This window comes from Pseudomonas sp. MWU13-2100, assembly GCF_023242365.1.
Lineage (GTDB): Bacteria > Pseudomonadota > Gammaproteobacteria > Pseudomonadales > Pseudomonadaceae > Aquipseudomonas.
The window spans coordinates 1-25,521 of sequence record NZ_JALLIX010000057.1; the positions used below are offsets into that span (position 1 = coordinate 1).

25 protein-coding genes are annotated in these 25,521 nt (G+C 62.0%); 12 read left to right on the forward strand and 13 right to left on the reverse strand.

Annotated elements, in window-relative coordinates; all coding sequences use genetic code 11:
• Nucleotides 1-63: 63 nt before the first annotated feature.
• Together mgrA and M5B99_RS26995 are read right to left on the reverse strand one after the other, a co-directional pair.
• On the reverse strand, nt 64-1,101 hold the full coding sequence (mgrA, locus tag M5B99_RS26990; protein WP_248806916.1) for an L-glyceraldehyde 3-phosphate reductase: 1,038 nt from the start codon (nt 1,099-1,101) through the stop codon (nt 64-66).
• Between the two features lie 104 nt (nt 1,102-1,205).
• Nucleotides 1,206-2,096, reverse strand: a complete 891-nt coding sequence (locus M5B99_RS26995) for a LysR family transcriptional regulator (protein ID WP_248806917.1) — start codon at nt 2,094-2,096, stop codon at nt 1,206-1,208.
• A gap of 125 nt (nt 2,097-2,221) precedes the next feature.
• Here M5B99_RS26995 and M5B99_RS27000 point away from each other — a divergent pair, with 125 nt between their 5' ends.
• The 3 genes from M5B99_RS27000 (at nt 2,222) to M5B99_RS27010 (ending at nt 3,758) form a co-directional block, all read left to right on the forward strand.
• On the forward strand, nt 2,222-2,962 hold the full coding sequence (locus M5B99_RS27000; protein ID WP_248806918.1) for an SDR family oxidoreductase: 741 nt from the start codon (nt 2,222-2,224) through the stop codon (nt 2,960-2,962).
• Nucleotides 2,963-3,018: 56 nt separating this feature from the next.
• Nucleotides 3,019-3,279 (forward strand): hypothetical protein, encoded by a 261-nt coding sequence (locus M5B99_RS27005; RefSeq protein WP_248806919.1) that lies wholly within the window; start codon nt 3,019-3,021, stop codon nt 3,277-3,279.
• A 221-nt stretch (nt 3,280-3,500) separates the two neighbouring features.
• The gene (locus tag M5B99_RS27010; protein ID WP_248806920.1) at nt 3,501-3,758 is read left to right on the forward strand and encodes a hypothetical protein; all 258 of its coding nucleotides are present in this window, start codon (nt 3,501-3,503) and stop codon (nt 3,756-3,758) included.
• A gap of 9 nt (nt 3,759-3,767) precedes the next feature.
• Here M5B99_RS27010 and betT read toward each other — a convergent pair whose 3' ends face one another.
• Together betT and epsC are read right to left on the reverse strand one after the other, a co-directional pair.
• Nucleotides 3,768-5,723, reverse strand: a complete 1,956-nt coding sequence (gene betT / locus M5B99_RS27015; RefSeq protein ID WP_248806942.1) for a choline transporter BetT — start codon at nt 5,721-5,723, stop codon at nt 3,768-3,770.
• A 388-nt stretch (nt 5,724-6,111) separates the two neighbouring features.
• Nucleotides 6,112-7,041, reverse strand: coding sequence for a serine O-acetyltransferase EpsC (gene epsC, locus M5B99_RS27020; RefSeq protein ID WP_248806921.1), 930 nt, complete (start codon nt 7,039-7,041; stop codon nt 6,112-6,114).
• 191 nt (nt 7,042-7,232) lie between these two features.
• Here epsC and M5B99_RS27025 point away from each other — a divergent pair, with 191 nt between their 5' ends.
• The 9 genes from M5B99_RS27025 to M5B99_RS27065 all read left to right on the forward strand — a co-directional run bounded on the left by M5B99_RS27025 (nt 7,233) and on the right by M5B99_RS27065 (nt 16,807).
• Entirely contained in the window at nt 7,233-8,225 is a 993-nt protein-coding gene (locus M5B99_RS27025) for a D-cysteine desulfhydrase (RefSeq protein WP_248806922.1), read from the forward strand.
• 328 nt (nt 8,226-8,553) lie between these two features.
• Nucleotides 8,554-9,351 carry a cystine ABC transporter substrate-binding protein gene (gene tcyJ, locus M5B99_RS27030; protein WP_248806923.1) on the forward strand — a complete coding sequence of 266 codons (798 nt, stop codon included), beginning with the start codon at nt 8,554-8,556 and terminating at the stop codon, nt 9,349-9,351.
• Nucleotides 9,351-10,016: a cystine ABC transporter permease gene (gene tcyL / locus M5B99_RS27035; RefSeq protein ID WP_103498504.1), complete on the forward strand. Its 666-nt coding sequence runs from the start codon at nt 9,351-9,353 to the stop codon at nt 10,014-10,016. Before tcyJ ends, tcyL begins: the two co-directional genes overlap by 1 nt.
• A 4-nt stretch (nt 10,017-10,020) precedes the next feature.
• Complete coding sequence (gene tcyN / locus M5B99_RS27040) at nt 10,021-10,770, forward strand: L-cystine ABC transporter ATP-binding protein TcyN (protein ID WP_248806924.1); 750 nt, start codon at nt 10,021-10,023, stop codon at nt 10,768-10,770.
• Nucleotides 10,771-11,181: 411 nt separating this feature from the next.
• Nucleotides 11,182-11,937: a hypothetical protein gene (locus M5B99_RS27045; RefSeq protein WP_248806925.1), complete on the forward strand. Its 756-nt coding sequence runs from the start codon at nt 11,182-11,184 to the stop codon at nt 11,935-11,937.
• 211 nt (nt 11,938-12,148) lie between these two features.
• Nucleotides 12,149-13,390, forward strand: a complete 1,242-nt coding sequence (locus M5B99_RS27050) for an SfnB family sulfur acquisition oxidoreductase (RefSeq protein WP_248806926.1) — start codon at nt 12,149-12,151, stop codon at nt 13,388-13,390.
• Nucleotides 13,391-13,413: 23 nt separating this feature from the next.
• Complete coding sequence (locus M5B99_RS27055) at nt 13,414-14,607, forward strand: SfnB family sulfur acquisition oxidoreductase (protein WP_248806927.1); 1,194 nt, start codon at nt 13,414-13,416, stop codon at nt 14,605-14,607.
• Nucleotides 14,607-15,962 (forward strand): LLM class flavin-dependent oxidoreductase, encoded by a 1,356-nt coding sequence (locus M5B99_RS27060; protein WP_248806928.1) that lies wholly within the window; start codon nt 14,607-14,609, stop codon nt 15,960-15,962. Before M5B99_RS27055 ends, M5B99_RS27060 begins: the two co-directional genes overlap by 1 nt.
• Nucleotides 15,963-16,177: 215 nt before the next feature.
• Nucleotides 16,178-16,807, forward strand: a complete 630-nt coding sequence (locus M5B99_RS27065) for a class I SAM-dependent methyltransferase (protein ID WP_248806929.1) — start codon at nt 16,178-16,180, stop codon at nt 16,805-16,807.
• Between the two features lie 535 nt (nt 16,808-17,342).
• Here the strand turns inward: M5B99_RS27065 and M5B99_RS27070 are convergent.
• The 9 genes from M5B99_RS27070 to M5B99_RS27110 form a co-directional block, all read right to left on the reverse strand.
• The gene (locus M5B99_RS27070; RefSeq protein ID WP_248797964.1) at nt 17,343-17,648 is read right to left on the reverse strand and encodes a DUF6124 family protein; all 306 of its coding nucleotides are present in this window, start codon (nt 17,646-17,648) and stop codon (nt 17,343-17,345) included.
• A 452-nt stretch (nt 17,649-18,100) separates the two neighbouring features.
• Nucleotides 18,101-18,316: a TOBE domain-containing protein gene (locus M5B99_RS27075; protein ID WP_248797965.1), complete on the reverse strand. Its 216-nt coding sequence runs from the start codon at nt 18,314-18,316 to the stop codon at nt 18,101-18,103.
• Between the two features lie 41 nt (nt 18,317-18,357).
• Complete coding sequence (gene ssuB, locus M5B99_RS27080; RefSeq protein WP_248806930.1) at nt 18,358-19,164, reverse strand: aliphatic sulfonates ABC transporter ATP-binding protein; 807 nt, start codon at nt 19,162-19,164, stop codon at nt 18,358-18,360.
• Nucleotides 19,161-19,952, reverse strand: a complete 792-nt coding sequence (ssuC, locus tag M5B99_RS27085) for an aliphatic sulfonate ABC transporter permease SsuC (RefSeq protein WP_248806931.1) — start codon at nt 19,950-19,952, stop codon at nt 19,161-19,163. Before ssuC ends, ssuB begins: the two co-directional genes overlap by 4 nt.
• Before the next feature lie 8 nt (nt 19,953-19,960).
• The gene (gene ssuD / locus M5B99_RS27090) at nt 19,961-21,109 is read right to left on the reverse strand and encodes an FMNH2-dependent alkanesulfonate monooxygenase (RefSeq protein ID WP_248806932.1); all 1,149 of its coding nucleotides are present in this window, start codon (nt 21,107-21,109) and stop codon (nt 19,961-19,963) included.
• Between the two features lie 25 nt (nt 21,110-21,134).
• Complete coding sequence (locus M5B99_RS27095; protein ID WP_248806933.1) at nt 21,135-22,100, reverse strand: sulfonate ABC transporter substrate-binding protein; 966 nt, start codon at nt 22,098-22,100, stop codon at nt 21,135-21,137.
• A gap of 92 nt (nt 22,101-22,192) precedes the next feature.
• Complete coding sequence (gene ssuE, locus M5B99_RS27100) at nt 22,193-22,786, reverse strand: NADPH-dependent FMN reductase (protein ID WP_248806934.1); 594 nt, start codon at nt 22,784-22,786, stop codon at nt 22,193-22,195.
• Between the two features lie 27 nt (nt 22,787-22,813).
• Nucleotides 22,814-23,452: a peroxiredoxin gene (locus M5B99_RS27105; RefSeq protein ID WP_248806935.1), complete on the reverse strand. Its 639-nt coding sequence runs from the start codon at nt 23,450-23,452 to the stop codon at nt 22,814-22,816.
• Between the two features lie 318 nt (nt 23,453-23,770).
• Nucleotides 23,771-25,123 carry an OprD family porin gene (locus tag M5B99_RS27110; RefSeq protein WP_248806936.1) on the reverse strand — a complete coding sequence of 451 codons (1,353 nt, stop codon included), beginning with the start codon at nt 25,121-25,123 and terminating at the stop codon, nt 23,771-23,773.
• Nucleotides 25,124-25,521 lie beyond the last annotated feature (398 nt).

Below are 25,521 nucleotides of genomic sequence, written 5' to 3' on the forward strand. Positions count from 1 at the left end.
TGTTGTCGGTCTGGCCGCCATCGCCGGCAGCCGCTCCCTACAGGTATTGACTCAACGCAGGCATCACTCCGCCGTCGACGGCTTCTCCCACAGATTGATCCCGCCTTCCTGGGCAAAACGATCAATTTCCGCCAGCTCTTCCTGAGTGAAACTGAGGTTCTTCAGTGCGCCGACGTTCTCGATGATCTGCTCCGGCCGGCTCGCGCCGATCAAGGCCGAGGTCACCCGTGGGTCGCGTAACGTCCAGGCCAGCGCCAATTGCGCCAGGCTCTGGCCACGGCGCCGGGCGATCTCATTCAACCCCCGCACATGGACGATATTCGCCTCGGACAAGTGCGACGCCTGCAACGAACCGCCGCCCGGACGATTGACCCGTGCATCCTTCGGCACGCCGTTGAGGTATTTGTCGGTCAACAGACCCTGGGCCAACGGGGTAAAGGCAATCACCCCACTACCCAGCTCTTCGACGGTGTCCAGCAGGTCCTTTTCCACCCAGCGATTGAGCAGGTTGTAGGCCGGCTGGTGAATCAACAGCGGAACCTTCCATTCCTTGAGCAGCGCGGCGATCTCGCGGGTTTTCACCCCGGAATACGACGAAATCCCGATATACAGCGCCTTGCCCTGCTGCACGGCGCTGGCCAGGGCGCTGGCGGTTTCTTCCAGCGGGGTGTCCGGGTCGAAGCGGTGCGAATAGAAGATATCCACATAGTCCAGGCCCAGGCGTTGCAGGCTCTGGTCGAGGCTGGCGAGCACGTATTTGCGTGAACCGCCGCCCTGGCCGTAAGGACCGGGCCACATGTCCCAGCCGGCTTTGCTGGAAATGATCAGCTCGTCGCGGTACTGCTTGAAGTCTTCGCGCAGCAGACGGCCGAAGTTGATTTCGGCGCTGCCGTAGGGCGGGCCGTAGTTGTTCGCCAGGTCGAAGTGGTTGATACCCAGGTCGAAGGCAGTGCGCAACAGGGCGCGCTGGGTGTCGATCGGCGTGCTGTCGCCGAAGTTGTGCCACAGTCCCAGGGACAGCGCGGGTAGCACCAGCCCGCTGCGTCCGACGCGGCGGTAGGGAATGGAGTCGTAGCGGTTTTCGGCAGCTTGGTAAGTCATCGAATCCTCTCTCGGTGGGCAGTTTCAGCGAAGTTGTCCAGCATACGCCGAACTCAGACCACCGCCGACAGCGGTTCTATCCATTGCTGAAACCTTTCATGTCCCTAGGTTGCCTTGGCGAAGACCTCGCTGATCCAGTCGACGAACACCCGCACCCGTGGCGACATATGCCGGTTCTGCGGGTAGAGCACCGACACCGGCATTGGTGGGGGTGGATAGTCCGGCAGGACCTCCTTGAGCAGGCCCTGGCCGATCTGTTCCGCCACCCGGTAATGCGGCACCTGGATCAGGCCCAGCCCGGCAACCGCCGAGGCGGCGTAGATCTCGGCGCCGAACACCGACACCCGGCCCGCCAGGGGCACCTCGCGCCGCTCGCCGGCCTCGGTGAACTCGAACGGGAACAACTTGCCGGTGCTCCTGGAAACGTAGTTCACGCCCTGGTGCCGGCTCAGGTCGGCGAGACTCCGTGGTTCGCCGTATTTGCGCAGGTACGCCGGGCTGGCACAGGTCACCTGGCGCAGGTTGGCGACGCGCCGGCCGACCAGCGATGAGTCGCCGAGATTGCCCGAACGCAGCACGCAGTCCACACCCTCGGCGATCAGGTCGATAAAGTGGCTGGCTTCGCTCATCGAGACCTCGATATCCGGATAACGATCGAGAAGCTCCGGCAGCGCCGGGACCACGAAGTACCTGGCCAGCGTCCCCTGCAAGTCCACCCGCAGGCGCCCCTTGGGCGCCACTGAACGAAACGCCAGTTCGGCCTCTTCCAGCTCCGCCAGCAACTGTACGCAACGTCGGTAATAGGCCTCGCCGTCCAGGGTCGGGCGGACGCGGCGCGTACTACGCTGCAACAGCCGGGTGCCAAGCCAGGCCTCGAACTGATTCAGTGTATGGGTCAGGGTTGCGCGAGGCAGGTTCAGGTCCTCGGCGGCCAGGGTGAAGCTGCTGCGCTCGTAGATCCGGACAAAAACCTTCATGGCCTTGACTTGGTCCATGGGCGCTCCGCTGTGATCGATTGTTGGTGATTATTGAACAGTAAGGCCAACTATCGAGCATTTATCGCCATGGGTAAACATGTGAAATTGGCTCCACACCCAACCCATACCCCAGGAGATTCGACATGACTACCCAGACCCGCAAAGTTGCCATTGTCACCGGCGCTTCACGCGGCATCGGCGCCGTTATCGCCCGTAAGCTGGCCGCGGAGGGTTTTGCCGTCGCCATCAACTACGTCAGCAGCGCCAATGAGGCTTCAGCTCTCGTGGTGGAACTGCGTCAGGCCGGTCACCAGGCCATAGCGATCAAGGCCGATGTCGCCAGCTCCGCCGACGTTGCCCGCCTGTTCGATGAAACCGAGCAGCAACTGGGCAAGGTCGACGTGCTGGTCAACAACGCCGGGATTCTCAAGGTCCTGCCCCTGGCCCAGCACAGCGACGAACTGTTCGAGCAGACCTTCGCCATCAACACCCGTGGCACCTTCAACACCCTGCGCGAGGCCGCGACGCGGATGAACGACGGTGGCCGTATCGTCAACTTCTCCAGCAGTACCGTGGGCCTGAACCTGCCGGGTTACGCGGTGTATATCGCCAGCAAGGCGGCGGTGGAGTCCTTGACCCACGTGTTTGCCAAGGAGCTGCGAGGTCGCCAGATCACCGTCAACGCGGTGGCCCCGGGTCCGGTGGCGACTGAACTGTTCCTCCACGGCAAGAGCGAAGAGCAGATCCAGACCTTCGCCAAGATGCCGCCGCTGGAGCGTCTCGGTCAGCCTGAAGATATCGCCAGCGTGGTGTCCTTCCTGGTCAGCCCGGCTGCCGCCTGGGTCAACGGCCAGATCCTGCGGGCCAATGGTGGCCTGGTCTGATCAGCGCATCCCCCTCTGAATGATCGCCCGGTTCGCGGGCGGTCAGGCGCGTGCGCTTGAATACACCGACGGGACCCTACATCGGAGTGATGCATCAGGCACTGCAAGGCCTTGCGGCGTTGGATCCGGCGGATGCGGATGTCGCTGAGGCGGCCCGGGCGATTGTCGATATGCCCCACGGCTGTCGTCCGTTCCGTTGCCATATCGACCCGTCCCAGGATGGCGCGGAAGTGGTCAATGTCATGGCCGATCGGGTGTGCGCGAAGATGTTTCGGCGGATCGGGTTGGAGGATTTGTTGCGGGTTGGTGGCCAGTGAGGGCGTAGGTTTCGATCTACAGTGTTAGTAAGGGATGAGCGTCTGAATTAAGTCATGTGTGGCGTTCAAAATGGCTTTCGCGGGCAAGCTCCGCTCCCACAAGTTTTCTGTCGTACGCCAGGTTTGGACACGACTCGGAACCTGTGGGAGCGGAGCTTGTCGGACCGCCGCACCGCCGCGAAGACGGCATAACAGACAACACAGCTCCCGGAGGACACCCCATGCACACCGCCATCATCCTCGCCATCGGCCTGATCCTGCTCGGCGGCACGCTGTTCTTCGGTCAGCGCCTGGGCATCAGCCGACAGATCCTCGGCCCCGGTTTTATCGGCATGTGGCTGCTGGCGACCATCGTCAACGGCGCCATCGGCGTGATCACCGCCCACCAGAACCTTCTGTCGGAGTTGATGACCGGACTGGCGGTGTTCGGCCTGCCGGCCATCGCCATGGCCTTGTTCATGGTGCTGGACAAGGCCTGACGCGGTGTCTCAACGCACCAGATGCAGGAACTGCATATGCCGTTCGTACTGGTCGAGGATGTCGTTGCTGATCTGCTCCTTGCTGTAGCCCATCAGGTCATAGTCCTGGCTGCCTTCGCGCAGGTGCACTTCGGCGCGGTAGTAGCGGCGGTTGCGCAGTTCCTTGGGGCCCATGCCGCCACGGGCGAAGGACGGCGTGAAGTAGCCGCGCATCTGCACCTGGTAGATGAACGGATGCTGGTCGCCATGGCCGATTTCCAGGCTGACGCTGTCATTGGCCGGGTCCGGTTGCGTGACCACGTTCAGGCCCTTCTCGACAAACCCGGCACTGACGTCCTCGATGGCCGGACGCACCGTCTGGTCGAGGAAGCGATACACCTCGTCCCGCGAGGGAAAGTGCACCGCCTGGCTCAGGCGCTGGCGCCAGCCGCTACGTCGTGAGCTGGACAGCGGCGCGAGGGAGTGCAACTGGGCGATCTGCTTCTGTGATTCGAGGTAGAACGCCTTGTGCAGTCCCCACATCATCAGCAGCAGGATCAGCGAAAACGGCAGCGAGGTCAGCACCACCGCCGATTTCAGCGCATCGATGCTGCCGGAGAACAGCAGCGCGCTGGTGATCAGCGCGGTCATCGCGCCCCAGAACACCCGCAGCCATTTCGGCCCGTCTTCGTCGGCGCTGCCGCCACGGGCGGAGAGTGTCGAGAGCACCACGGTGCCGGAGTCGGCCGAGGTGACGAAGAACACAAAGCTGATAAACACCGTGATCGCAATCACGCTCCTGCTCCAGGGATAGGTTTCCAGCAACAGGTACAGGGTCCGCGACGGGTCGTCGATGGCTGATTGGCCGAGGGCGCTCATGCCGTGGTTGAGCACCAGGTCGATGGCGCTGTTGCCGAAGATCGACATCCACGCCAGGGTGAAGCCCAGCGGAATCAGCAGCACGCCGAAGACGAACTCGCGAATGGTCCGTCCGCGGGAAATTCGCGCGATAAACAGGCCCACGAACGGCGACCAGGCAATCCACCAGGCCCAGTAGAACACCGTCCAGCCGCCCAGCCAGTCGCTGGGCTTGTCGTAGGCGTAGAGATCGAAACTCTTGGTCGGCAGCGCCCCGAGGTAGTCGCCGATGTTCTGGATCAGGGTGTTGAGCAGGTGCTGGGTGGGCCCGGCGAACAGCACGAACAGCAGCAGCGCGCAGGCCAGCAGCATGTTGATGTCGGACATCACCCGTACACCCTTGTCGACACCGGCGACCGCGACGGCGATGGCCGCGCCCATCATCAGGGTGATCAGCCCGACCTGGATCCACTGGGTGTGGGGCACGTTGAACAGGTAGTCCAGGCCCGAGTTGAGGTGCAGCACGCCAAAGCCCATGTCGGCGCCGAGGCCGAACACCGTGGCGATAATGCCGAAGCCGTCCACGGCATAACCGATGGGACCATTGATGCGCTTGCCGATCAGCGGGTAGAGCGCCGAGCGCAGGGCCAGCGGCAGGTTATGCCGGTAGGCGAAGTAGGCCAGGGCCATGCCGACGAAGGCGAACACGCCCCAGCCGTGCAGGCCCCAGTGCAGAAACAGGATCTGCATGGCCTGGCGCGCGGCGGCCTGGGTCCCGGCTTCACCCTGGGGCGGTTGCAGCAGGTGGGTCAGGGGTTCGGAGACGCAGAAGAAGAACAGGGTGATGCTGATCCCGGCGGCGAACAGCATGCCGGCCCAGGACAGGTAGCTGAACTCGGGTTCGTCGTGGTCGGCACCGAGCTTGATCTTGCCGTAGCCGGACAAGGCGGTGACCACCACGAAGACCAGGTACAGGGTCATCGCCAGCATGTAGTACCAGCCGACCGTATTGGCCGCCCAGTTTTGCGCCGCCAGCAGCCATCGGCCGGCGGCTTCGGGCAGGGCCATGACCACCAGGCCGAACAGCAGGATGAAGCTGGCGGCGAAGTAGAACACCGGCGGGTTCATGCGGATCGGGCTATGGGTGGAGAGAGGTGAAGTGCTCATGAAGCGGGCACCTCAAGGGGGAGAAACGTGGCTGGACATCTCGGACTCAGCAAAGGCAAGCCTCCTGTTGTGAGCGGGCGGCGAACCGCCGATTTAACTTGAACGAACGGTCAAGTTAAACACGGATGAGGCTTCAGGACTAATCGCGGGGCTCGGTGGTGCTTTTCTTGCGTGAGCTTTTGGCAGGGGTATGACGCCGGGTATGGGGTGATCGTTCCGGCCTCTTCGCGGGCAAGCTCCGCTCCCACACTGTCCGAGTGGTGCCAGATTTTGTGTACGGCCGAGAGCCTTGTGGGAGCGGAGCTTGCCCGCGAAGACGGTCTGACAGACGACAAGGTCGTTTCTGACCTCAGCGCTGCGTCCCATCCTCATGCTGCTGCAGGTTGGCCTGGGTCAGGTTGCACCCCGCCGGCACGCTGCGGGTCAGCCAGACATTGCCGCCGATGGTGGCGCCGCGGCCGATGGTAATCCGCCCGAGGATGGTCGCCCCGGCATAGATCACTACGTCGTCCTCGACAATCGGGTGACGCGGATGGCCCTTCTGCAACTGCCCGTCCTCGTCCGCCGGGAAGCGCTTGGCGCCCAGGGTCACCGCCTGGTAGATGCGCACCCGCTCGCCGATGATCGCGGTCTCGCCGATCACCACGCCGGTACCATGGTCGATAAAGAAACTGCCGCCGATCTGCGCCCCGGGGTGAATATCGATGCCGGTGGCCGAGTGGGCGATTTCCGAGCTGATCCGCGCGAGCAAGGGCAATCCAGCCCGATACAGGTGATGGGCCAGGCGATGATGGATCACCGCGAGAATCCCCGGGTAGCACAGCAGCACTTCATCGACACTGCGTGCCGCCGGGTCGCCGTGGTAGGCCGCGAGGACGTCGGTATCGAGCAGTCGGCGCAAGGCCGGCAGGGCCATGGCGAAGTCCTGGATCAGTTGCACCGCCTTGGCCTGGACCTCGCTGTCCGACTCGCCACCGTGCCGCGCCACGTAACGCAGCTCCAGGCGGGCCTGGACGAGCAGGGCATTGAGGGCCGCGTCGAGGGTGTGGCCGACGTAGAAGTCCTCGCTTTCCTCACGCAGGTCCACCGGCCCCAGGCGCATGGGAAACAGCGCGCCGCAGAGTGATTCGAGTATCTCGGCCATGGCCTGGCGCGACGGCAGCTCGCGGCCGCCCTGTTCATCGCTGACCCGGCCATTACGGCTACGCCACTCATCCCGGGCGCTGCGCAACTGGTCGACGATGGTCTGTAGTTGCCAATGGCTGGAACGTTCGCTCACGATCAAATCTCCGACGGGACGACCGGCTCATCGGGTCGTCTGAATGACTTCCACTTTACGGCACCGACACAAACGGTAATTAAGAACGAATGGTGCTTTCCTCAGAACTTTCCGGCATAAGTGAATGACAGTTGCCTGGGGAAAAGTCGCTGCCTATAGTCCTGGCATCTCCTACAGTCAGCTCGGACCCCATGATCAAACAACAGCTTGCCCGTTTTAACCGTCTGGAACTCCTGGCCCAGGCCACGCCTCTGGAAAAGCTCGAACGTCTGTCGGCGTGGGTCGGCCGTGATATCTACATCAAGCGTGATGACCTGACGCCCCTGGCCCTGGGTGGCAACAAGCTGCGCAAGCTGGAATACCTGGGCGCCGATGCCCTGGCGGTCGGCGCTGATACGCTGATCACCGCTGGCGCCATCCAGTCCAACCATGTGCGCCAGACCGCGGCCCTGGCGGCCCGTCTCGGGTTGGGTTGCGTGGCCTTGCTGGAAAACCCCATCGGCACCACGGACGCCAACTACCTGGGCAATGGCAACCGCCTGTTGCTCGATCTGTTCGACGCCCGGGTCGAGCTGGTGGATAACCTGGACAACGCCGACGAGCAGTTGCAGGCCCTGGCCGAGCGCCTGCGCAGCAACGGCAAGAAGCCCTATCTGGTGCCGATCGGCGGCTCCAATGCCCTGGGTGCGCTGGGTTATGTGCGGGCCGGCTTCGAGCTGGCGGCGCAGATCGAAGACAGTGGGCTGGAATTTGCCGCGGTGGTGCTGGCTTCCGGTAGTGCCGGGACCCACAGCGGCCTGGGGCTGGCCTTGAGCGAAGCACTGCCGGGCTTGCCAGTGGTCGGCGTGACGGTGTCCCGTAGCGACGAGGCGCAGCGGCCGAAGGTGCAGGGTCTGGCCGAGCGCACGGCCGAGTTGCTGGGTGTGTCGCTGCCGGCCAGCTTCAAGGTCGAGCTCTGGGACGAGTATTTCGCGCCCCGTTATGGCGAGCCGAACGCCGGGACCCTGGCGGCGGTCAAGCTGCTGGCCAGCCAGGAAGGCATCCTGCTCGACCCGGTCTACACCGGCAAGGCCATGGCCGGGCTGCTCGACGGCATCGGCCGCCAGCGTTTCGAAGATGGTCCGATCATCTTCCTGCACACCGGCGGGGCGCCGGCGTTGTTCGCCTACAATGCAATGCTGTAATCCGAGCTGTGGGAGCCCGGCATACCGGCGATGACGGCCGGATGATCGCGGCAAGGCTTGCGGGCCTCATCGCTGCGATGCGGCGTCCCGACAAGCCAGCTCCTACAGGGGGCCAAGGGGGGCACGACATCAATTGGGGTGTCAGCAGGTAATAAAATAGAATATACAAATAGTTTTTTATTATTTTATAGAATATTAAACGCTCGCTATAGTCGCGGCGCAGGCGATTTGGCGCGAGACGCCAGCGCCGCTTTAAGGCAGGATTGACGCTGCTCTTCAGCGCGTCAGATTCGCGTTCCCACCCATAAGAACACACACGGGGCTCGTCATGAATATTTCCGCATTTCGCAAGCGTCTGCTGGTCGGCAGCCTGGGGTTGGTACTCGGTGCCGGCATGCTCGGCCAGGCCTTTGCCGGTGAGCAACTGGACAACATCAAGAAGGCCGGCGTCATCAACGTCGGCCTGGAAGGCACCTACCCGCCGTTCAGCTTCGTCGGTGCCGACGGCAAGCTGGCCGGCTTCGAAGTCGAATTCTCCGAAGCCCTGGCGAAAAAGCTCGGGGTGAAGGTCAAGCTGCAACCGACCAAGTGGGACGGGATTCTCGCCGCCCTGGAGTCCAAGCGCCTGGACGCGGTAATCAACCAGGTGACCATCTCCGAAGAGCGCAAGAAGAAGTATGACTTCTCCGAGCCTTATACCGTTTCCGGTATCCAGGCCCTGGTGCAGAAGAAGGACGCCGACAAGTTCAAGACCGCCCAGGATCTGGCGGGCCACAAGGTCGGTGTCGGCCTGGGCACCAACTATGAACAATGGCTCAAGGACAATGTGCCGAAAGCCGTTATCAAGACCTACGACGATGATCCGACCAAGTATCAGGACCTGCGTGTAGGCCGTATCGACGCGATTCTGGTGGACCGCCTGGCGGCCTTCGAACTGATCAAGAAAACCAATGACACCCTGGTCGTCTCCGGTGAGCCGTTCTCCCGCCAGGAAGCCGGTATCGCCCTGCGCAAAGGCGAACCCGAGTTGCTGGCCGCGGTGAACAAGGCCATCGACGAACTGCGCGCCGACGGCACCTTGAAGAAGCTGTCGGAAAAGTACTTCAACGCTGACGTCACTCAATAATGGAAGCAGCTTTTCAGCTTGCGTTGGACTCCGCGCCCTTTCTGCTCCAGGGCGCGTACTACACGGTCATCCTCAGCCTGGGTGGAATGTTCTTCGGTTTGCTGCTGGGCTTCGGCCTGGCCTTGATGCGCCTTTCGCGCTTCAAGACGGTGAGCTGGATTGCCAGGGTCTATGTGTCGTTCTTTCGCGGCACACCCCTGCTGGTCCAGCTGTTCGTGATCTATTACGGACTGCCGCAGATGGGCATCGAGCTGGACCCGCTGCCCGCCGCGTTGATCGGTTTCTCACTGAACATGGCGGCCTACGCCTGTGAAATCCTGCGGGCCGCCATCAGCTCCATCGAGCGTGGTCAGTGGGAAGCGGCGGCGAGCATCGGCATGTCACGGGCGCAGACCCTGCGCCGGGCGATCCTGCCGCAAGCCGCGCGCACGGCTTTGCCGCCGTTGGGCAACAGTTTCATTTCCCTGGTCAAGGACACGGCGCTGGCCGCGACCATCCAGGTCCCGGAACTGTTCCGCCAGGCCCAGCTGATTACTGCCCGGACCTTTGAAATTTTCACCATGTATCTTGCCGCCGCCCTGATCTACTGGGTCCTTGCCAGCCTGCTCGCGCACTTGCAGAACCGTCTGGAAGAGCGGGTCAATCGGCATGACCAGGAGTCTTGACAGCATGATTGTGGTTGAAAAACTGACCAAGCAATTCAAAGGGCAGACCGTGCTCAACGGCATCGACCTGACAGTCGAGGCCGGCGAGGTGATCGCTATCATCGGTCCCAGCGGTTCCGGCAAGACCACCTTCCTGCGTTGCCTGAACTTCCTCGAGGAACCCACCAGCGGCCGGATCAAGGTCGGCGACATCGAAATCGATGGCAGCCGTCCGCTGAATCAGCAGCTGGGCCTGGTGCGCAAGCTGCGCCAGCAGGTCGGCTTTGTGTTCCAGAACTTCAACCTGTTCCCCCACCGCACGGCGCTGGAGAACGTCATCGAAGGCCCGCTGGTGGTCAAGAAGACCCCGCGTGACCAGGCGTTGGTCCTGGGCCGCAAGCTGCTGGCCAAGGTCGGCCTGGCGGGCAAGGAAGATGCCTATCCACGCCGGCTTTCCGGGGGGCAGCAACAACGGGTGGCGATTGCCCGGGCGCTGGCGATGGAGCCGCAGGTGATCCTGTTCGACGAGCCGACCTCGGCCCTCGACCCGGAGCTGGTGGGTGAAGTGCTGGCGACCATTCGTGGCTTGGCCGAAGAAAAACGCACCATGGTCATCGTCACCCACGAAATGAGCTTTGCCCGGGATGTGGCCAATCGGGTGATCTTTTTCGACAAGGGCGTGATCGTCGAACAAGGTGAAGCCAAGGCGTTGTTTGCCAATCCCAAGGAAGAGCGTACCCGGCAGTTTCTCAGTAAGTTTCTCGGTAATACGTAGGACACTTCTTGACTGAATAAAGCGTACTCAGGGAATGAGTACGACGGTTTTGAACAGTGGTTTTAGCGCGTGCCCGATTATAATTCTCTACTACCGCCTTTCCCCGGCTTCTTCTTTCACACTGACGACTGCGAAAGTAGGAAGTCTCCGAATTCCCGGGCGATCCCCGCCATGATCGCTTAATGGCTTGACTCCTTCCCGGCAAAACTCTTAGCTGCACTTCACAACCTGCACGACGTTATCAGGACTGTATGCACCTTTCGGCCAACTGTTCGCCGGACTGCGCGTGCGCCTTCCAGAATGTTCGACGGTAAGGACGCCTATTGAGGTTCAAGGACAACGGTTGTTCATGCGGCCCAGGCCCGCGCCTGCACGTTGGACTTTTCGTCACCCTACAAAAAGGATTTTTGCATGACTCATTTTCAGGAAACCCTGCGGCTGGCCCCGCCTGTCGTCCCCCAGGCCCATGGGCGTGGTATTGGCCTGTTGGCCGCCGCGCAGTTGTCGATTGTCATCCGGCCTTATGTCGGCATGGATGAGGGCGACCTGATCGAGTTGTTCTGGGACGGTTGTTATGTCACGGCCCGGCAGGTGTCGGCGAGCGATGTCGGCCAGTCGCTGAGTTTGCGGGTGCCGGAGAGCTTTGTGCTGGACGGGGTGGCGCGGGTTCACTACCGGGTCCTGCGGGTGGGCAGTGCCGCTGTCTGTTCGGGGCGGTTGCAGGTGTCGGTCAAGCTCGCTTGCCCGGGTGGTCAGCCCTTCGGTGAAGAAAACCAGGGGTTGGCGCCGCTGATCATTCCCGCGCCGATCCAGCGCTACGGGGTCAACCCCAGCCAGATGCGCCGGGGCGTGCCGCTGACCCTGGCGCCTTATTTGAACATGGCCGCCGAAGACGAAATCACCCTGCTCTGGGGCGATGTGCGCCTTGACCTGCCCAAGCTCGCCGGTGAGGACATCGGCAAGCCGGTCAGGGTCTTCGTGCCACCGACGGTCATCCAGGAAGCCGGTGAAGACAGTGGCCTGGACCTGACCTACTGCGTGATCGACCGCGTCGGCAACAACTCCCGTTGGGCGCCGGCACGGCGGCTCAGGGTCGGCACTGCCCGGCATTACATCAGGGCCCCGCGCCCGGTTTTCCGCAAACTCGTCCAGCCCTGCCGGGGCTGAGAGGCTGATCTTCTATGTATATTCCAAAAAGTTAGTTTATTTAATTTTTATACATGCTTAGGGTATATGTACCGGACCACCGGACTTATTTGATTTCGCTGGCGTCGCGCTTTCGCGACGCCTCCAAAGAGAGATGAGGACGGTATGGTCAGGAACACAATCACCCTTGTGCGGATCGCCTGGGCATTGCGCACGCCACGGAGTGGCGTTGATGTCTAACTTGCATGAAGCACAGGTCCAGAGCGACCTGGATATTGCCCCGCTGCTGCTGCCGGCGCGAGTGCTGCGCAACGACGCCGAAGCGCTGCAGGCCGCCCGTGAGCTGGCCGAGGCGGCTCGTTTGCAGGCCGCGCGCCGCGACCGTCAGCGCAAGCTGCCCTGGGCCGAGATCGAGCAGTTCACCCGCAGCGGCCTGGGCAGCATCACGATTCCCCTTGAGTACGGCGGTCCGCAGGTTTCATTTGTCACCGTGGTCGAGGTTTTCGCGATCATTTCCGCCGCCGATCCGGCGCTCGGGCAGATTCCGCAGAACCAGTTCGGCATTCTTCAGTTGCTGCTGGGCACCGCCACCGAACGCCAGAAAAAGCAGCTGTTCCAGAGCGTGCTGGAAGGCTGGCGCATCGGCAACGCGGGGCCTGAGCGCGCTACAAAAAACACCCTGGAACTCCAGACCCGGATCACTGCCGACGGTGACGGGTTTGTCATCAGCGGCCAGAAGTTCTATTCCACCGGCGCCCTGTTTGCCCACTGGGTGGCGGTCAAGGCGATCAACGACGAAGGGCGCCAGGTCATGGCCTTCGTCCGGCGTGGTACGCCGGGCTTGCGCATCGTCGACGACTGGTCGGGTTTTGGCCAGCGCACCACCGCCAGTGGCACTGTGTTGCTGAACCAGGTGCGGGTGGAAGCGCAAGACGTGGTGGACAACTGGCGCCAGGGCGAGGTGCCGAATATCCAGGGCGCGTTCTCGCAACTGATCCAGGCCGCCATCGACGCGGGCATCGCCCGTGGCGCCATCGACGACAGCATCGCCTTTGTCCGTGAACGTTCGCGGCCCTGGGTCGATGCCAAGGTCGAGCGCGCCAGTGACGATCTCTACGTGATTGCCGATATCGGCAAATTGAAAATCGAACTGCACGCCGCCGAGGCGCTGTTGCGCAAGGCCGGGCAAGTGCTTGACCAGGTCAGCGCCAGGCCGGTGGATGCGGCCTCTGCTGCGCGGGCCTCGATTGCCGTGGCCGAGGCCAAGGTCCTCACCACCGAAATCGCCCTGCTCGCCAGCGAGAAGCTGTTCGAGCTGGCCGGCAGCCGCGCCACCCTGGCCGAATTCAACCTCGACCGGCACTGGCGCAACGCCCGGGTACACACCCTGCACGACCCGGTGCGCTGGAAATATCACGCCGTGGGCGCCTATCACCTGAACGGCAGTTTGCCGGCCCGGCATTCCTGGATTTGACGACCAGACCTCTGGAGAAACACATGACTATTTCTCACCACGTCGCCGTCATCAGCAGCGACGAGCAAGCCCTGATCGTGGCCAGCGACCTGGCCGAAGACTTCAAGCGCGACAGCATCCTGCGCGACCGCGAACGGCGTCTGCCACTGGCGGAACTGGAGGTGTTTTCCCGCTCCGGCCTCTGGGGCATCAGCGTGCCGAAAGCCTACGGCGGTGCCGGTGTGTCCAACGTGACCCTGGCCAAGGTCACGCAACTGATCGCCGAGGCCGATGCGTCCCTGGGACAGATTCCACAGAACCATTTCTATGCCCTGGAAGTGCTGCGGGTCAACGGCAGCGAGGCGCAGAAACAACGCCTGTATGCCGAAGTTCTGGCCGGTCGGCGTTTCGGCAATGCCCTGGCCGAACTGGGCACCAAGACCGCCCACGACCGTGTCACCAGCCTGCGTCGGGACGGCGACGGCTATCGCATCAACGGCCGCAAGTTCTACGCCACGGGAGCCTTGTATGCCCAGCGCATTCCGACCTCGGTGGTGGATGAGCAGGGTGTCCAGCAGTTGGCTTTCGTGCCGCGTGACAGTATCGGCCTGAACGTGATCGACGACTGGAGCGGTTTTGGCCAGCGCACCACCGGCAGCGGTTCGGTGGTGTTCGAGGACGTGTATGTCGCCGCCGAAGACGTGATCCCTTTTCAAACGGCCTTCGAACGTCCGACCCCGGTCGGCCCGCTGGCGCAGATCCTCCATGCGGCCATCGACACCGGCATTGCCCACGCCGCCTATGAAGACACCCTGCATTTTGTCCGCACCCGCACGCGTCCCTGGATCGATGCCGGCAGCGACAAGGCCACTGAAGATCCGTTGACCCTCAAGAGCGTCGGCCACCTGAGCATTCGCCTGCACGCCGCCGAGGCCTTGCTGGAGCGGGCCGGCGAATACCTCGACCGGGCCCAGGCCGAGACCAATGCCGAGAGCGTGGCGGCGGCCTCGATTGCCGTCGCCGAAGCGCGGGCCATCAGCAGCGAAATCTCCCTGGCCGCCGGCAGCAGCCTGTTCGAACTGGCCGGCAGCCAGGCGACCCTGGCCGAGCACGGGCTCGACCGTCACTGGCGCAATGCGCGGGTACACACCCTGCACGACCCGGTGCGCTGGAAATATCACGCGGTGGGCAATTACTACCTCAACGCGCAAAACCCGCCGCTGCGGGGGACCCTCTGATGGCGAAGAAAAAGATCCTGCTCAATGCCTTCAACATGAACTGCATCGGGCATATCAACCACGGCTTGTGGACCCATCCGCGGGACAACTCGACCCAGTACAAGACGCTGGAGTACTGGACCGAGCTGGCGCGGTTGCTCGAGCGCGGTTTGTTCGACGGTCTGTTTATCGCCGATATCGTCGGGGTCTACGACGTCTACCAGGGCTCGGTGGAGGTGCCGCTGCGGGAGTCGATCCAATTGCCGGTCAACGATCCGCTGCTGCTGGTTTCGGCGATGGCCGCGGTGACGAAAAACCTCGGTTTCGGCCTGACCGTCAACCTCACCTACGAGGCGCCGTACCTGTTCGCCCGGCGGATGTCGACGCTCGACCACCTGAGCCGTGGGCGGGTCGGCTGGAACATCGTCACCGGTTATCTCGACAGCGCCGCCCGGGCCATGGGCCTCAAGGAGCAGGTCGAGCATGACCGCCGCTACGACCAGGCCGACGAGTACCTGGAGGTGCTCTACAAGCTCTGGGAAGGCAGCTGGGAAAACGACGCGGTGCTCAACGATCCGGCCCGGCGGATCTACGCCCAGCCGGAGAAAGTGCACAAGGTAAATCACGTCGGCGAGTTCTATCAGGTGGAGGGTTATCACCTCTGCGAGCCGTCGCCGCAACGCACGCCGGTGCTGTTCCAGGCCGGCAGTTCCGAGCGTGGCCTGGCGTTCGCCGGGCGGCATGCCGAGTGCGTGTTTATCAGCGGGCAGAACAAGGCCGCGACCAAGCTCCAGGTGGACAAGGTGCGGGCCAGTGCGGTGGCGGCGGGACGTGATGCTGAGGGCATCAAGGTGTTCATGGGTTTGAACGTGATTGTCGGTGAGACCGAAGAGGCAGCCTGGGCCAAGCATGCCGAGTACCTGGGCTATGCCAGCGCGGAGGCTGGGGTGGCGCATTTTTCCGCGTCCACCGCGATCGATTTTGCCGAGTACGAACTGGATGAGCCGATCCAGTACGTAAAGAGCAATGCGATCCAGTCGGCGAGCAAAAACTTGCAGAACAATGACTGGACCCGGCGCAAATTGCTGGAGCAGCACGCTTTGGGCGGGCGCTATTTCACTGTGGTCGGCTCGGTCGAGCAGGTGGCTGATGAGCTGGAATCGTGGATCGCCGAAACCGGGCTGGACGGCTTCAACCTGACGCGCATCGTCACTCCGGAAAGCTATGTGGATTTTATCGAGCTGGTGATTCCGCAGTTGCAGCGGCGTGGGTCGTACAAGACGGCCTATGACCAGGGGACTTTGCGCGAAAAGCTGTTTCGCGGTGAGGCGCATCTGCCACAGCAACATGCCGGGGCGGGTTATCGCCGGTCCTGAGAACCGGAGTCACCCTTTGATGCTGCTGTGCCTGTTCCGCCGTCTTCGCGGGCAAGCTCCGCTCCCACAGGGATTTTCGGTCTTACACAAAAATCAGGTACGGCCACAACCCCCAGTGGGAGCGGAGCTTGCCCGCGAAGGCGGCCTGACAGGCACCACAGAAATAGCCAGGATGGTATATTCGGAACATCCGCCCCCAGCCCGCGCAGACTTCAATGAAAACCCTCGGCCCCAACGACCTCGAACAGATTGCTTCCACCACCCTTGGTCATTACAACCGCAGTGCCGAAAGCTTTCGTGAAGGCACCCGCGACCACGATGTGAGCCAGAACATCGACGCGTTGTTGCGGCATATCCAGGGGGCGGCGCCGTTTACCGTGCTGGATTTTGGCTGTGGTCCCGGACGGGATTTGCAGACCTTCACCCGCATGGGTCATATCGTGGTCGGCCTCGACGGCTCCGAGCGTTTTGCGCAGATGGCCCGCGAGGACAGTGGTTGCGAGGTGCTGCAACAGAACTTCCTTGAACTCGATTTGCCGTCCGAGCGTTTCGACGGGATCTTCGCCAACGCGGTGTTGTTCCATATCCCGCGTCAGGAGTTGCCGCGGGTGCTGGGGCAATTGCACGGTGCCTTGAAACCCGGCGGTGTGCTGTTCAGTTCCAACCCGCGTGGGGAAAACCAGGAAGGTTGGAACGGCGAGCGTTATGGCTCGTACCATGACCTGGAGGCCTGGCGGGAGCTGCTGACAGCGGCGGGATTTGTCGAATTGGAGCACTACTATCGCCCTGCTGGCCTGCCGCGAGAGCAACAGCCTTGGCTGGCGAGCGTGTGGCGCAAGATCTGATTTTGCGGCGCTTGTTCTGACGTCTTCGCGGCGGTGCGGCGTCCCGACAGGCTCCGCTCCCACAGGTCCGGGGTCATCCACAAAATTTGCGGACAACTCGGACATTGTGGGAGCGGAGCTTGCCCGCGAAGCTTTTGACGGCCTCAAGAGCCCCTTTGCAGATGCATTGAAACGCGATCCACAGGTCCGGGGTCATCCACAAAATTTGCGGACAATTCGGACATTGTGGGAGCGGAGCTTGCCCGCGAAGCTTTTGACGGCCTCAAGAGCCCCTTTGCAGATGCATTGAAACGCGATCCACAGGTCCGGGGTCATCCACAAAATTTGCGGACAACTCGGACATTGTGGGAGCGGAGCTTGCCCGCGAAGCTTTTGACGGCCTCAAGAGCCCCTTTGCAGGTGCCTTGAAACGCGATCCCCCGTAGGCGCTGGCATGCCAGCGATAGCAACGTCACATTCACCACCGCTATCGCCGGCAAGCCAGCTCCCACAGGTTTCGTGGCGCTCTCAAGCTCCCAAGGACATGTCCGGCGCGTCAGTGCCGTTGTGCGAGCAAGTCATCCACCTGGCTCTGCGCCAGCTCGATCAGATGCACCGAGGCCATCGCCAGTTGGCGAGGTGTGCCGCTCAGATGATCGGCGGACTCATACGCCGTTGCGGCGGCCGAACGCAGGATCGAGTCGAGATTGTTCAGGGTGTCTTCGGGGTTCGGGAGGGGCGATTTGCGCACAGGATGATGTGGCAGTTCATAGTGAGCGAAGGCGCGTTCGGCGGCAGCCTGGAAAGCGGGATCGTTCTTCTCAAGCGATTGGGCTGGCGGGTTGGGCGTGACTTTGAACATGGTGATTCTCCTGACATGGTTGAGAACCCATCACCTTCGTGACCAAACGAGAGGTGGCAGGCCGTACGCAGGTTGGTCAACCGGGATGTCAGGCACCCGGCGCACCCGAAGGCGCCCCGCGCACAGCCCACCATAAAGCGACAGACACAAAAAAGCGCCTGAGACAGTGGTGGCGCTGGTGCGCCTGACATTCGACGGGTGACCAAACCCGATCACTGTGTTTTTGCAGTGACAGGTCCAAGCCTAGGTCCCGAGAATGGCAGGAGCAAGCCGAAAGGATTTTCTAGGAAAGTTCACGCAAGGGAAAGGGAATAGTCCTCGGTTCAGGCTTGGAACACTCCCTTGTGTGTATTCCGCGGTTGCGGTGCGTTGACATCGATTTCATCTGTCCCTCTCCCCAAAAAAGAAAACCCCGAAGGGCCTAACCCTTCGGGGCCATAGGTTTCCATCGCTTACAGCTTGGCGATGGACACCTCGGTGGATTTCACAAAGGCGATCACTTCACTGCCGATCTGCAGTTCCAGTTCTTTCACCGAACGGGTGGTGATCACCGAGGTGACGATCCCCGAAGCGGTCTGTACGTCGATTTCCGAGAGCACGTCGCCGCTGACGATTTCCTTGATGGTGCCCTTGAACTGGTTGCGAACGTTGATGGCTTTGATGGTCATGGCATTGATTCCTGTCGTGGATTGAGTAAGCAAGACATGGGTTACAGCGCCCAACGCAACTGCGTGGGCAAGGGCGATACGGGTTCCGGCTCGGGCGGTACGCCAGGCAGTGACAACACCCGGTTCAACACTTCGCTCTCCAGCGCCGCCAGGCGATGCGAACCACGCGCCCGCGGACGCGGCAGTTCGACGTGCAGGTCAAGGCCGACCTCGCCGTCCTCGATCAGGATCACCCGATCGGCGATGGCCACGGCTTCACTGACGTCATGGGTCACCAGCAACACGGTAAAACCATGCTGCAGCCAGAGACGCTCGATCAGTTGCTGCATCTCGATCCGGGTCAGGGCATCCAGGGCCCCCAGCGGCTCGTCCAGCAGCAACAGGCGCGGTTTGTGGATCAGGGCGCGGGCCAGGGCCACGCGCTGCTTCTGGCCACCGGACAGGGCCGCCGGCCATTCATCGGCACGGTCCGCCAGGCCGACCGCTTCCAGCGCTTCCAGCGCCTGGGGCCGCCAGTTGCCTTTGAGACCAAGGCCGACGTTGTCGATCAGCTTTTTCCAGGGCAGCAAACGCGCTTCCTGGAACATCAGCCGGGTGTCTTCGCGGGCTTCGCTCAGGGCCGCCGAGCCAGCCAGCAATTCACCGCCGCTGGGTTGGTCGAGACCGGCCAGCAGGCGCAGCAGGGTGCTTTTGCCGCAGCCGCTGCGGCCGACCACGGCGACGAACTGCCCGGCCGGGATATGCAGGTCGATTTCCCGCAGCACCTGGCGTTGGCCGAAGGTCTTTTGCAGCTTGCGCACCGCCAGCGGAATACCGCGCAGCAGGCGTGGAGGTTGTTGAGCCGTCATTGCGCACCGCCCTTGCTCACTTGATAGGCCGGGTGCCAGCGCAGCCAGACCCGTTCCAGGCCACGGGCCGCGAGGTCCGCCAGTTTGCCGAGGACGGCGTAGAGAACGATGGCCAACACCACCACGTCGGTTTGCAGGAATTCCCGGGCATTCATCGCCAGGTAGCCGATACCGGAACTGGCGGAAATGGTTTCCGCGACGATCAGCGTCAACCACATGAAACCCAGGGCAAAGCGCACGCCGACCAGGATCGAGGGCAGGGCGCCCGGCAGGATCACCTGGCGAAACAGGCCGAAACCGGACAGGCCGTAGCTGCGGGCCATTTCCACCAGCGCCGGGTCGACGTTGCGAATGCCGTGGTAGGTGTTGAGGTAGATCGGGAACAGGGTGCCCAGGGCCACCAGGAAAATCTTCGCCGACTCGTCGATGCCGAACCACAGGATCACCAGCGGGATCAGCGCCAGGTGCGGTACGTTGCGGATCATCTGCACCGAGCTGTCGAGCAGGCGTTCAGCCCATTTCGACAGGCCGGTGATAAAGCCCAGGGCCAGGCCGATGCTGCCACCGATGACAAAGCCGATACCGGCGCGCCAACTGCTGATGGCCAGGTGTTTCCAGAGATCGCCGCTCTTCACCAGGGCGATGCCGGCTTCGACCACGGCGCTTGGCGCGGGCAGGATCCGGGTCGACAGCCAGCCGGCCGACACCGACAGTTGCCACACCGTCAACAACAGCACCGGCAGGGCCCAGGGCGCGAGCTTGTGGGTAAGTCCGGTCAAGGTCGTCATGGCCGGCCTCAGCTCTGGGACACGGCTTTGGGCAGGATGTCGTTGGCGACCATCTCACCGAAGGGGCTGACGTAGCCGGTGCTTTTCGGCAGTTCCGCACGCTCGATGTCCAGGTGCGGGAACAGCAACTCGGCGACCCGGTACGACTCTTCCAGGTGTGGGTAACCGGAAAAGATAAAGGTGTCGATGCCCAGGTCGGCGTATTCCTTGACCCGTGCGGCCACGGTCGGGCCGTCGCCGACCAGCGCGGTGCCGGCCCCGCCACGGACCAGGCCGACGCCGGCCCAGAGGTTGGGGCTGACTTCCAGGTTGTCGCGGCTGCCGCCATGCAGGGCGGCCATGCGCTGCTGGCCGACGGAGTCGAAGCGCGCCAGGGATTTCTGCGCGCGGGCGATGGTCTCGTCGTCCAGATGCGAGATCAGTCTGTCGGCTGCCTGCCAGGCTTCGGCGTTGGTTTCACGCACGATCACGTGCAGACGAATGCCGAAGCGCACGCTGCGCCCGAGCTTGGCGGCCTTGGCCCGCACCTGTTCGATCTTCTCGGCGACAGCGGCCGGCGGCTCGCCCCAGGTCAGGACCATGTCCACCTGTTCGGCGGCGAGGTCCTGGGCGGCTTCCGACGAGCCGCCGAAGTACAGCGGCGGACGCGGTTGCTGGATCGGCGGGTAGAGCAGCTTGGCGCCTTTGACGCTGATGTGTTGGCCATCGTAGTCGACGGTTTCGCCTTCCAGCACACGACGCCAGATGCGGGTGAATTCCACCGAGGCCTGGTAGCGCTCTTCGTGGCTGAGGAACAGGCCGTCGCCGGCCAGTTCGTCCGGGTCGCCGCCGGTCACCAGGTTGAACAGCGCTCGTCCGCTGGACAGCCGGTCGAGGGTCGCGGCCTGGCGCGCCGCCACGGTCGGGGAGATGATCCCGGGGCGCAGGGCAACGAGGAATTTCAGGCGCTGGGTCACCGGGATCAACGAGGCGGCCACCAGCCAGGAGTCCTCGCAGGAACGTCCGGTAGGGATCAGCACACCGCCGAAACCGAGGCGGTCGGCGGCCTGGGCCACTTGCTGCAGGTAACCGTGGTCAACGGCGCGAGCGCCTTCGGCGGTGCCAAGGTAATGGCCGTCGCCGTGGGTAGGCAGGAACCAGAAAATATTGAGGCTCATGGAGTGGTCTCCTAAGGAATACGGTTCAAAGTGCTTGGGCAACGGTCGCCGGCGGGGTCCAGATCACGTCCTTGATGCTCAGCGGTTTGGGAATCAACTTGAGCTGGTAGAAGCTGTCGGCGATTTTCTGTTGCGCCGCGATCACGGCCGGGGTGAGGAACTGCGCGCCATAACCCTGGCGTTTCACCGTGATCAGGGTGATGTCGGCGGGCAGGCCGAGCAGCGGTGCCACCTGGGCGGTGACTTCCTCGGGATTGGCCTTGGACCAGTCACCCACGGCACGGACCTCTTCGACCAGGGCCTTGATCACTTCGGGATGTTTTTCGGCATAAGGTTGGCTGGCAAGGTAGAACTGGTTGTTGTCCACCAGGCCGGTACCGTCACGCAGGGTGCGGGCCTGCAGTTGCTGTTCGGCGGCGGCCTGGTACGGGTCCCAGATGACCCAGGCATCGACGCTGCCACGCTCGAAGGCGGCGCGGGCATCGGCCGGAGGTAGGAACACGGTCTGGATATCGCTGTACTTCAGGCCGGCGTCTTCAAGGGCGCGAACCAGCAGGTAATGGACGTTGGAGCCTTTGTTGAGGACGACCTTCTTGCCCTTGAGTTCCAGCACCGATTTGATCGGCGAATCCTTCGGCACCAGGATCGCTTCGCTGCTGGGGGCCGGCGGTTCCGCGGCAACGTAGAGCAGGTCGGCGCCTGCGGCCTGGGCGAAGACCGGTGGTGTTTCGCCGGTTACGCCGAAGTCGATGGCGCCGACGTTCAGTCCTTCGAGCAGTTGCGGGCCGCCGGGGAATTCGGTCCATTGCACCTGTATGCCTTGGTCGGCGAGGCGTTTTTCCAGAGTACCCTTGGCCCTGAGCAGCACCAGGGTGCCGTATTTCTGATAGCCAATCCGCAAGGTTTCAGCTTGAGCTTGGGTAATAGCGCCGAAGGTGACAGCCGCAGCAAACAGAGCGACCAGACCGCGACGCAAAATGACAGGGCGCATGGCGCTCTCCTTCTGCTGTGAGGGTTTTGGCTGCACCTGCTTGCCCGTTGGCGGGCGAGTAAGGTCAGTACATCGAGATCGGGTGAAGCGGCTCAGATGCTCCAGCGAGCCGTGAGCAGGCGCTCGTTGAGCAGTGTCGGGTCCAGCGGCTTGGGACGCCGCGCCAGGGCACTGTGGAACTGTTCCAGGGCCTCGTGCAGACGTTGTTCCAGGGCCGGTGCCAACTGCGCTTGGGCGCTGCCTTGGCCATAGGCGATCTGGCTGTCCTCGGCGAAGATGCCGTGGAGCATCTCCTGGGCCTTGAGCGCCGACAGCACCGGCTTGAGGGCGTAATCCACGGCGAGCATATGGGCGATGCTGCCGCCGGTGGCCATGGGCAGCACCACCTTGTGGCTCAGGGCGCGTTCGGGCAGCAGGTCAAGTACGGTTTTCAGGGCCCCGGAGAACGAGGCCTTGTACACCGGCGTGGCGATGACCAGGCCGTCGGCGTGTTCGATCTGTTGCAGCAGGTCGACGATCTGCGGGCTGTCGAAGCGCGCGTGCAACAGGTCTTCGGCCGGGAAGTCGCGGATCTGGTAACTCACCACTTCCACGCCGTGTTCGATCAGCCGGCGCTTGGCCTGGTCCAGCAGTACCCCTGAGCGCGAACGCTGGCTGGGGCTTCCTCCAAGTGTGACGACCAGCATGCCGGTAGTTCCTTGTAAAAATCGGCTTCAGCGATTGGGCTGTGGCGTCAGGCGCAGGTACGGCTTCAGCGCGCGGTAACCTTTGGGGAAGCGTTTGTTGATTTCGTCTTCGTCCTTGAGTGATGGCACGATCACCACCTCGTCACCGTCCTGCCAGTTGGCCGGAGTGGCCACCTTGTAGTTGTCGGTGAGCTGCAAGGAGTCGATCACCCGCAGGATCTCGTGGAAATTGCGTCCGGTGCTGGCCGGGTAGGTGATGGTCAGCCGGACCTTCTTGTGCGGATCGATCACGAACAGCGAGCGCACGGTGAGGGTGTCGTTGGCATTCGGGTGGATCAGGTCGTAGAGATCGGAAACCTTGCGATCGGCATCGGCCAGGATCGGGAAGTTGACCACGGTATTCTGGGTTTCGTTGATGTCCTCGATCCACTTGTGGTGCGAGTCCACCGGGTCCACCGACAGGGCAATGGCCTTGACGCCACGCCGGGCGAATTCATCTTTGAGCTTGGCGGTAAAGCCCAGCTCGGTGGTGCACACCGGGGTGAAGTCCGCCGGATGGGAGAACAGCACGCCCCAACTGTCGCCGAGCCACTCGTGGAAACGAATCTTGCCGGCGCTGGAGTCCTGTTCGAAGTCGGGGGCGATGTCGCCGAGTCTTAGGCTCATGGTGCTGCTCCTGGTGAGTGCGTGATGAGCCTACTGTGCCTGCTGGAGAGTTTATTTAAAAAGAATAAATATCGATTTATTTAGATCTAAATTGAATATTAAAAAGACTTTCATTGGACGCCGGGCGCGCGTGGGAGCAACCTTGTCCACAGCTTGTGAGAGGGCTAAGGGGATGTAACTCAGTGGGGTACTTGGCGCCGTGCTGTCGAAGGTTGGCGTTCGAGGCGAAGCTGAGAAGGTAGTTTCAAGCAGTACGTGAAGCACTCAGCCCGGCATTGCGCCGGGCTGAGTGTGGATCTCGACTTTAAACGATCACGCTTACAGCAGCGGGATCGAGTAGCTGACGATCAGACGGTTTTCGTCCTGGTAGCTAGAAGCAACGGCGGCACTGGTGCGCCACATGGCGTTCTTCCAGGCAAAACCGAGGTTCTTGAAGGTGCCTTGCGGGATCACGTAGCCGACGCTGATATCGCGTTCCCACTCGCTCTTGTCACCAGCACTGGTCTGGATATTGTCGCCGTGCAGGTAGACCACACCGGCGGTCAGACCGGGTACGCCAAGCTTGGCGAAGTCATAGGCGTAGCGAGCCTGCCAGGTACGCTCGCCGGCACGGGCGAACTTCTGGATCTGCATGTCGGTGGTGATGCTGGCGGACGAGCCATCACCTTGGTTCAACCAAGGGAAGTCGCTGTCGCCTTTGGTGTACTGATAACCACCGCCGAAGGTGTGGCCGGCCACCGAGTACAGGGCCAGGTAGCTATACAGGTCGTTGTCGACCTTGCCCTTGGTAACCTTGTTGCCATAGTAACCCGTGGTGAAGTAGTTACTGTTGCTGCCGTTGGCGCCGTTATCGCGGCTACGGTAGTAACGCAGGTCACTGTTCAGCACGCCAGGACCGATGGCCCAGCTGTGTACCAGGCCGAGGAAATTCTGCGAATAGAAGTCCTTCAGCTCGCCGTAGTAGTACGAAGCGACCAGATCCTTGGTGATCTTGTAGTCGGCGCCACCATAGTAGAACTTGTTGCTGCGACGACCGTTCGCTGTAATAGCGTTTGCGCCGGCGATCGACATGCCTTCGTCGTTGCTGGAGCTACGACCCTTGACGGCTTCAATCTGACCGCCAGTCAGTGTCAGGTCCTTGATTTCGTTCGAGGTGATCTCGCCACCTGTGAAGGTTTGCGTCACCAAACGACTGTCGTTGGTCTTGATCACCGGGTTGTTTGGCATCAGGGTGCCGATTTTCAGCGCGGTCTGCGAAATTCGGACCTTGCCGGTCAGGCCCAGACTGGCGAAATCGTTGACCGCCTTGCTGTTGCTGTTAGTGGCCTGGGCAGGAAACATGTTGCTGCCATAGCTCGTGTTGGAAGCACCGTTGCTACCACGACCGGAGTCCAGCTTGATCCCCAGCAGGCCAATGGCGTCAAGACCAAAACCCACGGTGCCTTGGGTGTAACCGGAGTTGAAACGCAGATCGAAGCCTTGGCCCCATTCTGTACTCAGGCTCTGAGCAGGTTTCCCGCTACGGCTATCGTTGTTGATGTAGTAGTTACGGATACCCAAGGTCGACGTAGCGCCTTCGATAAAACCTTTGGCATCGGCTTGCGATTCTGCGTGAGCCTGTTGCGCCAAAACCCCTACGGCCACAGCCAGGGCCAAGGTGGACTTCTTCATGGTACAGCTCCTCTCATTTCTAATTTTTGTGTGTCCTGGCCGGGGATCTAGCGTCCCTTTGTAGCCACAGATGCGCGATTAGCACCAGATCGTGACTGGTAAGTCAATCGTAACAAACCATGCCTAGACTTTGGTCTAACCGCCGTAAATTTGCTCCTTGCAGGGTAATGAAAATTTTCATAAACCCAAAAAGAACTATTTCGTCCTTTTTAAGACGATTCAGGAATAATCTGCCTGAGCATTTATCCAAGCCTGAGAAGGATATCGGCCTCCAGGCTTATTTCTGAAAGGTCTTTTTAAGCGCTTTTTAGATCAATCTGTATTTGAGATTGGTTCTCATGGACAGGAAGTTTCAAAAAAGCGACGCAATCATGGCTAAACGCTGCCACTCCCGTCAA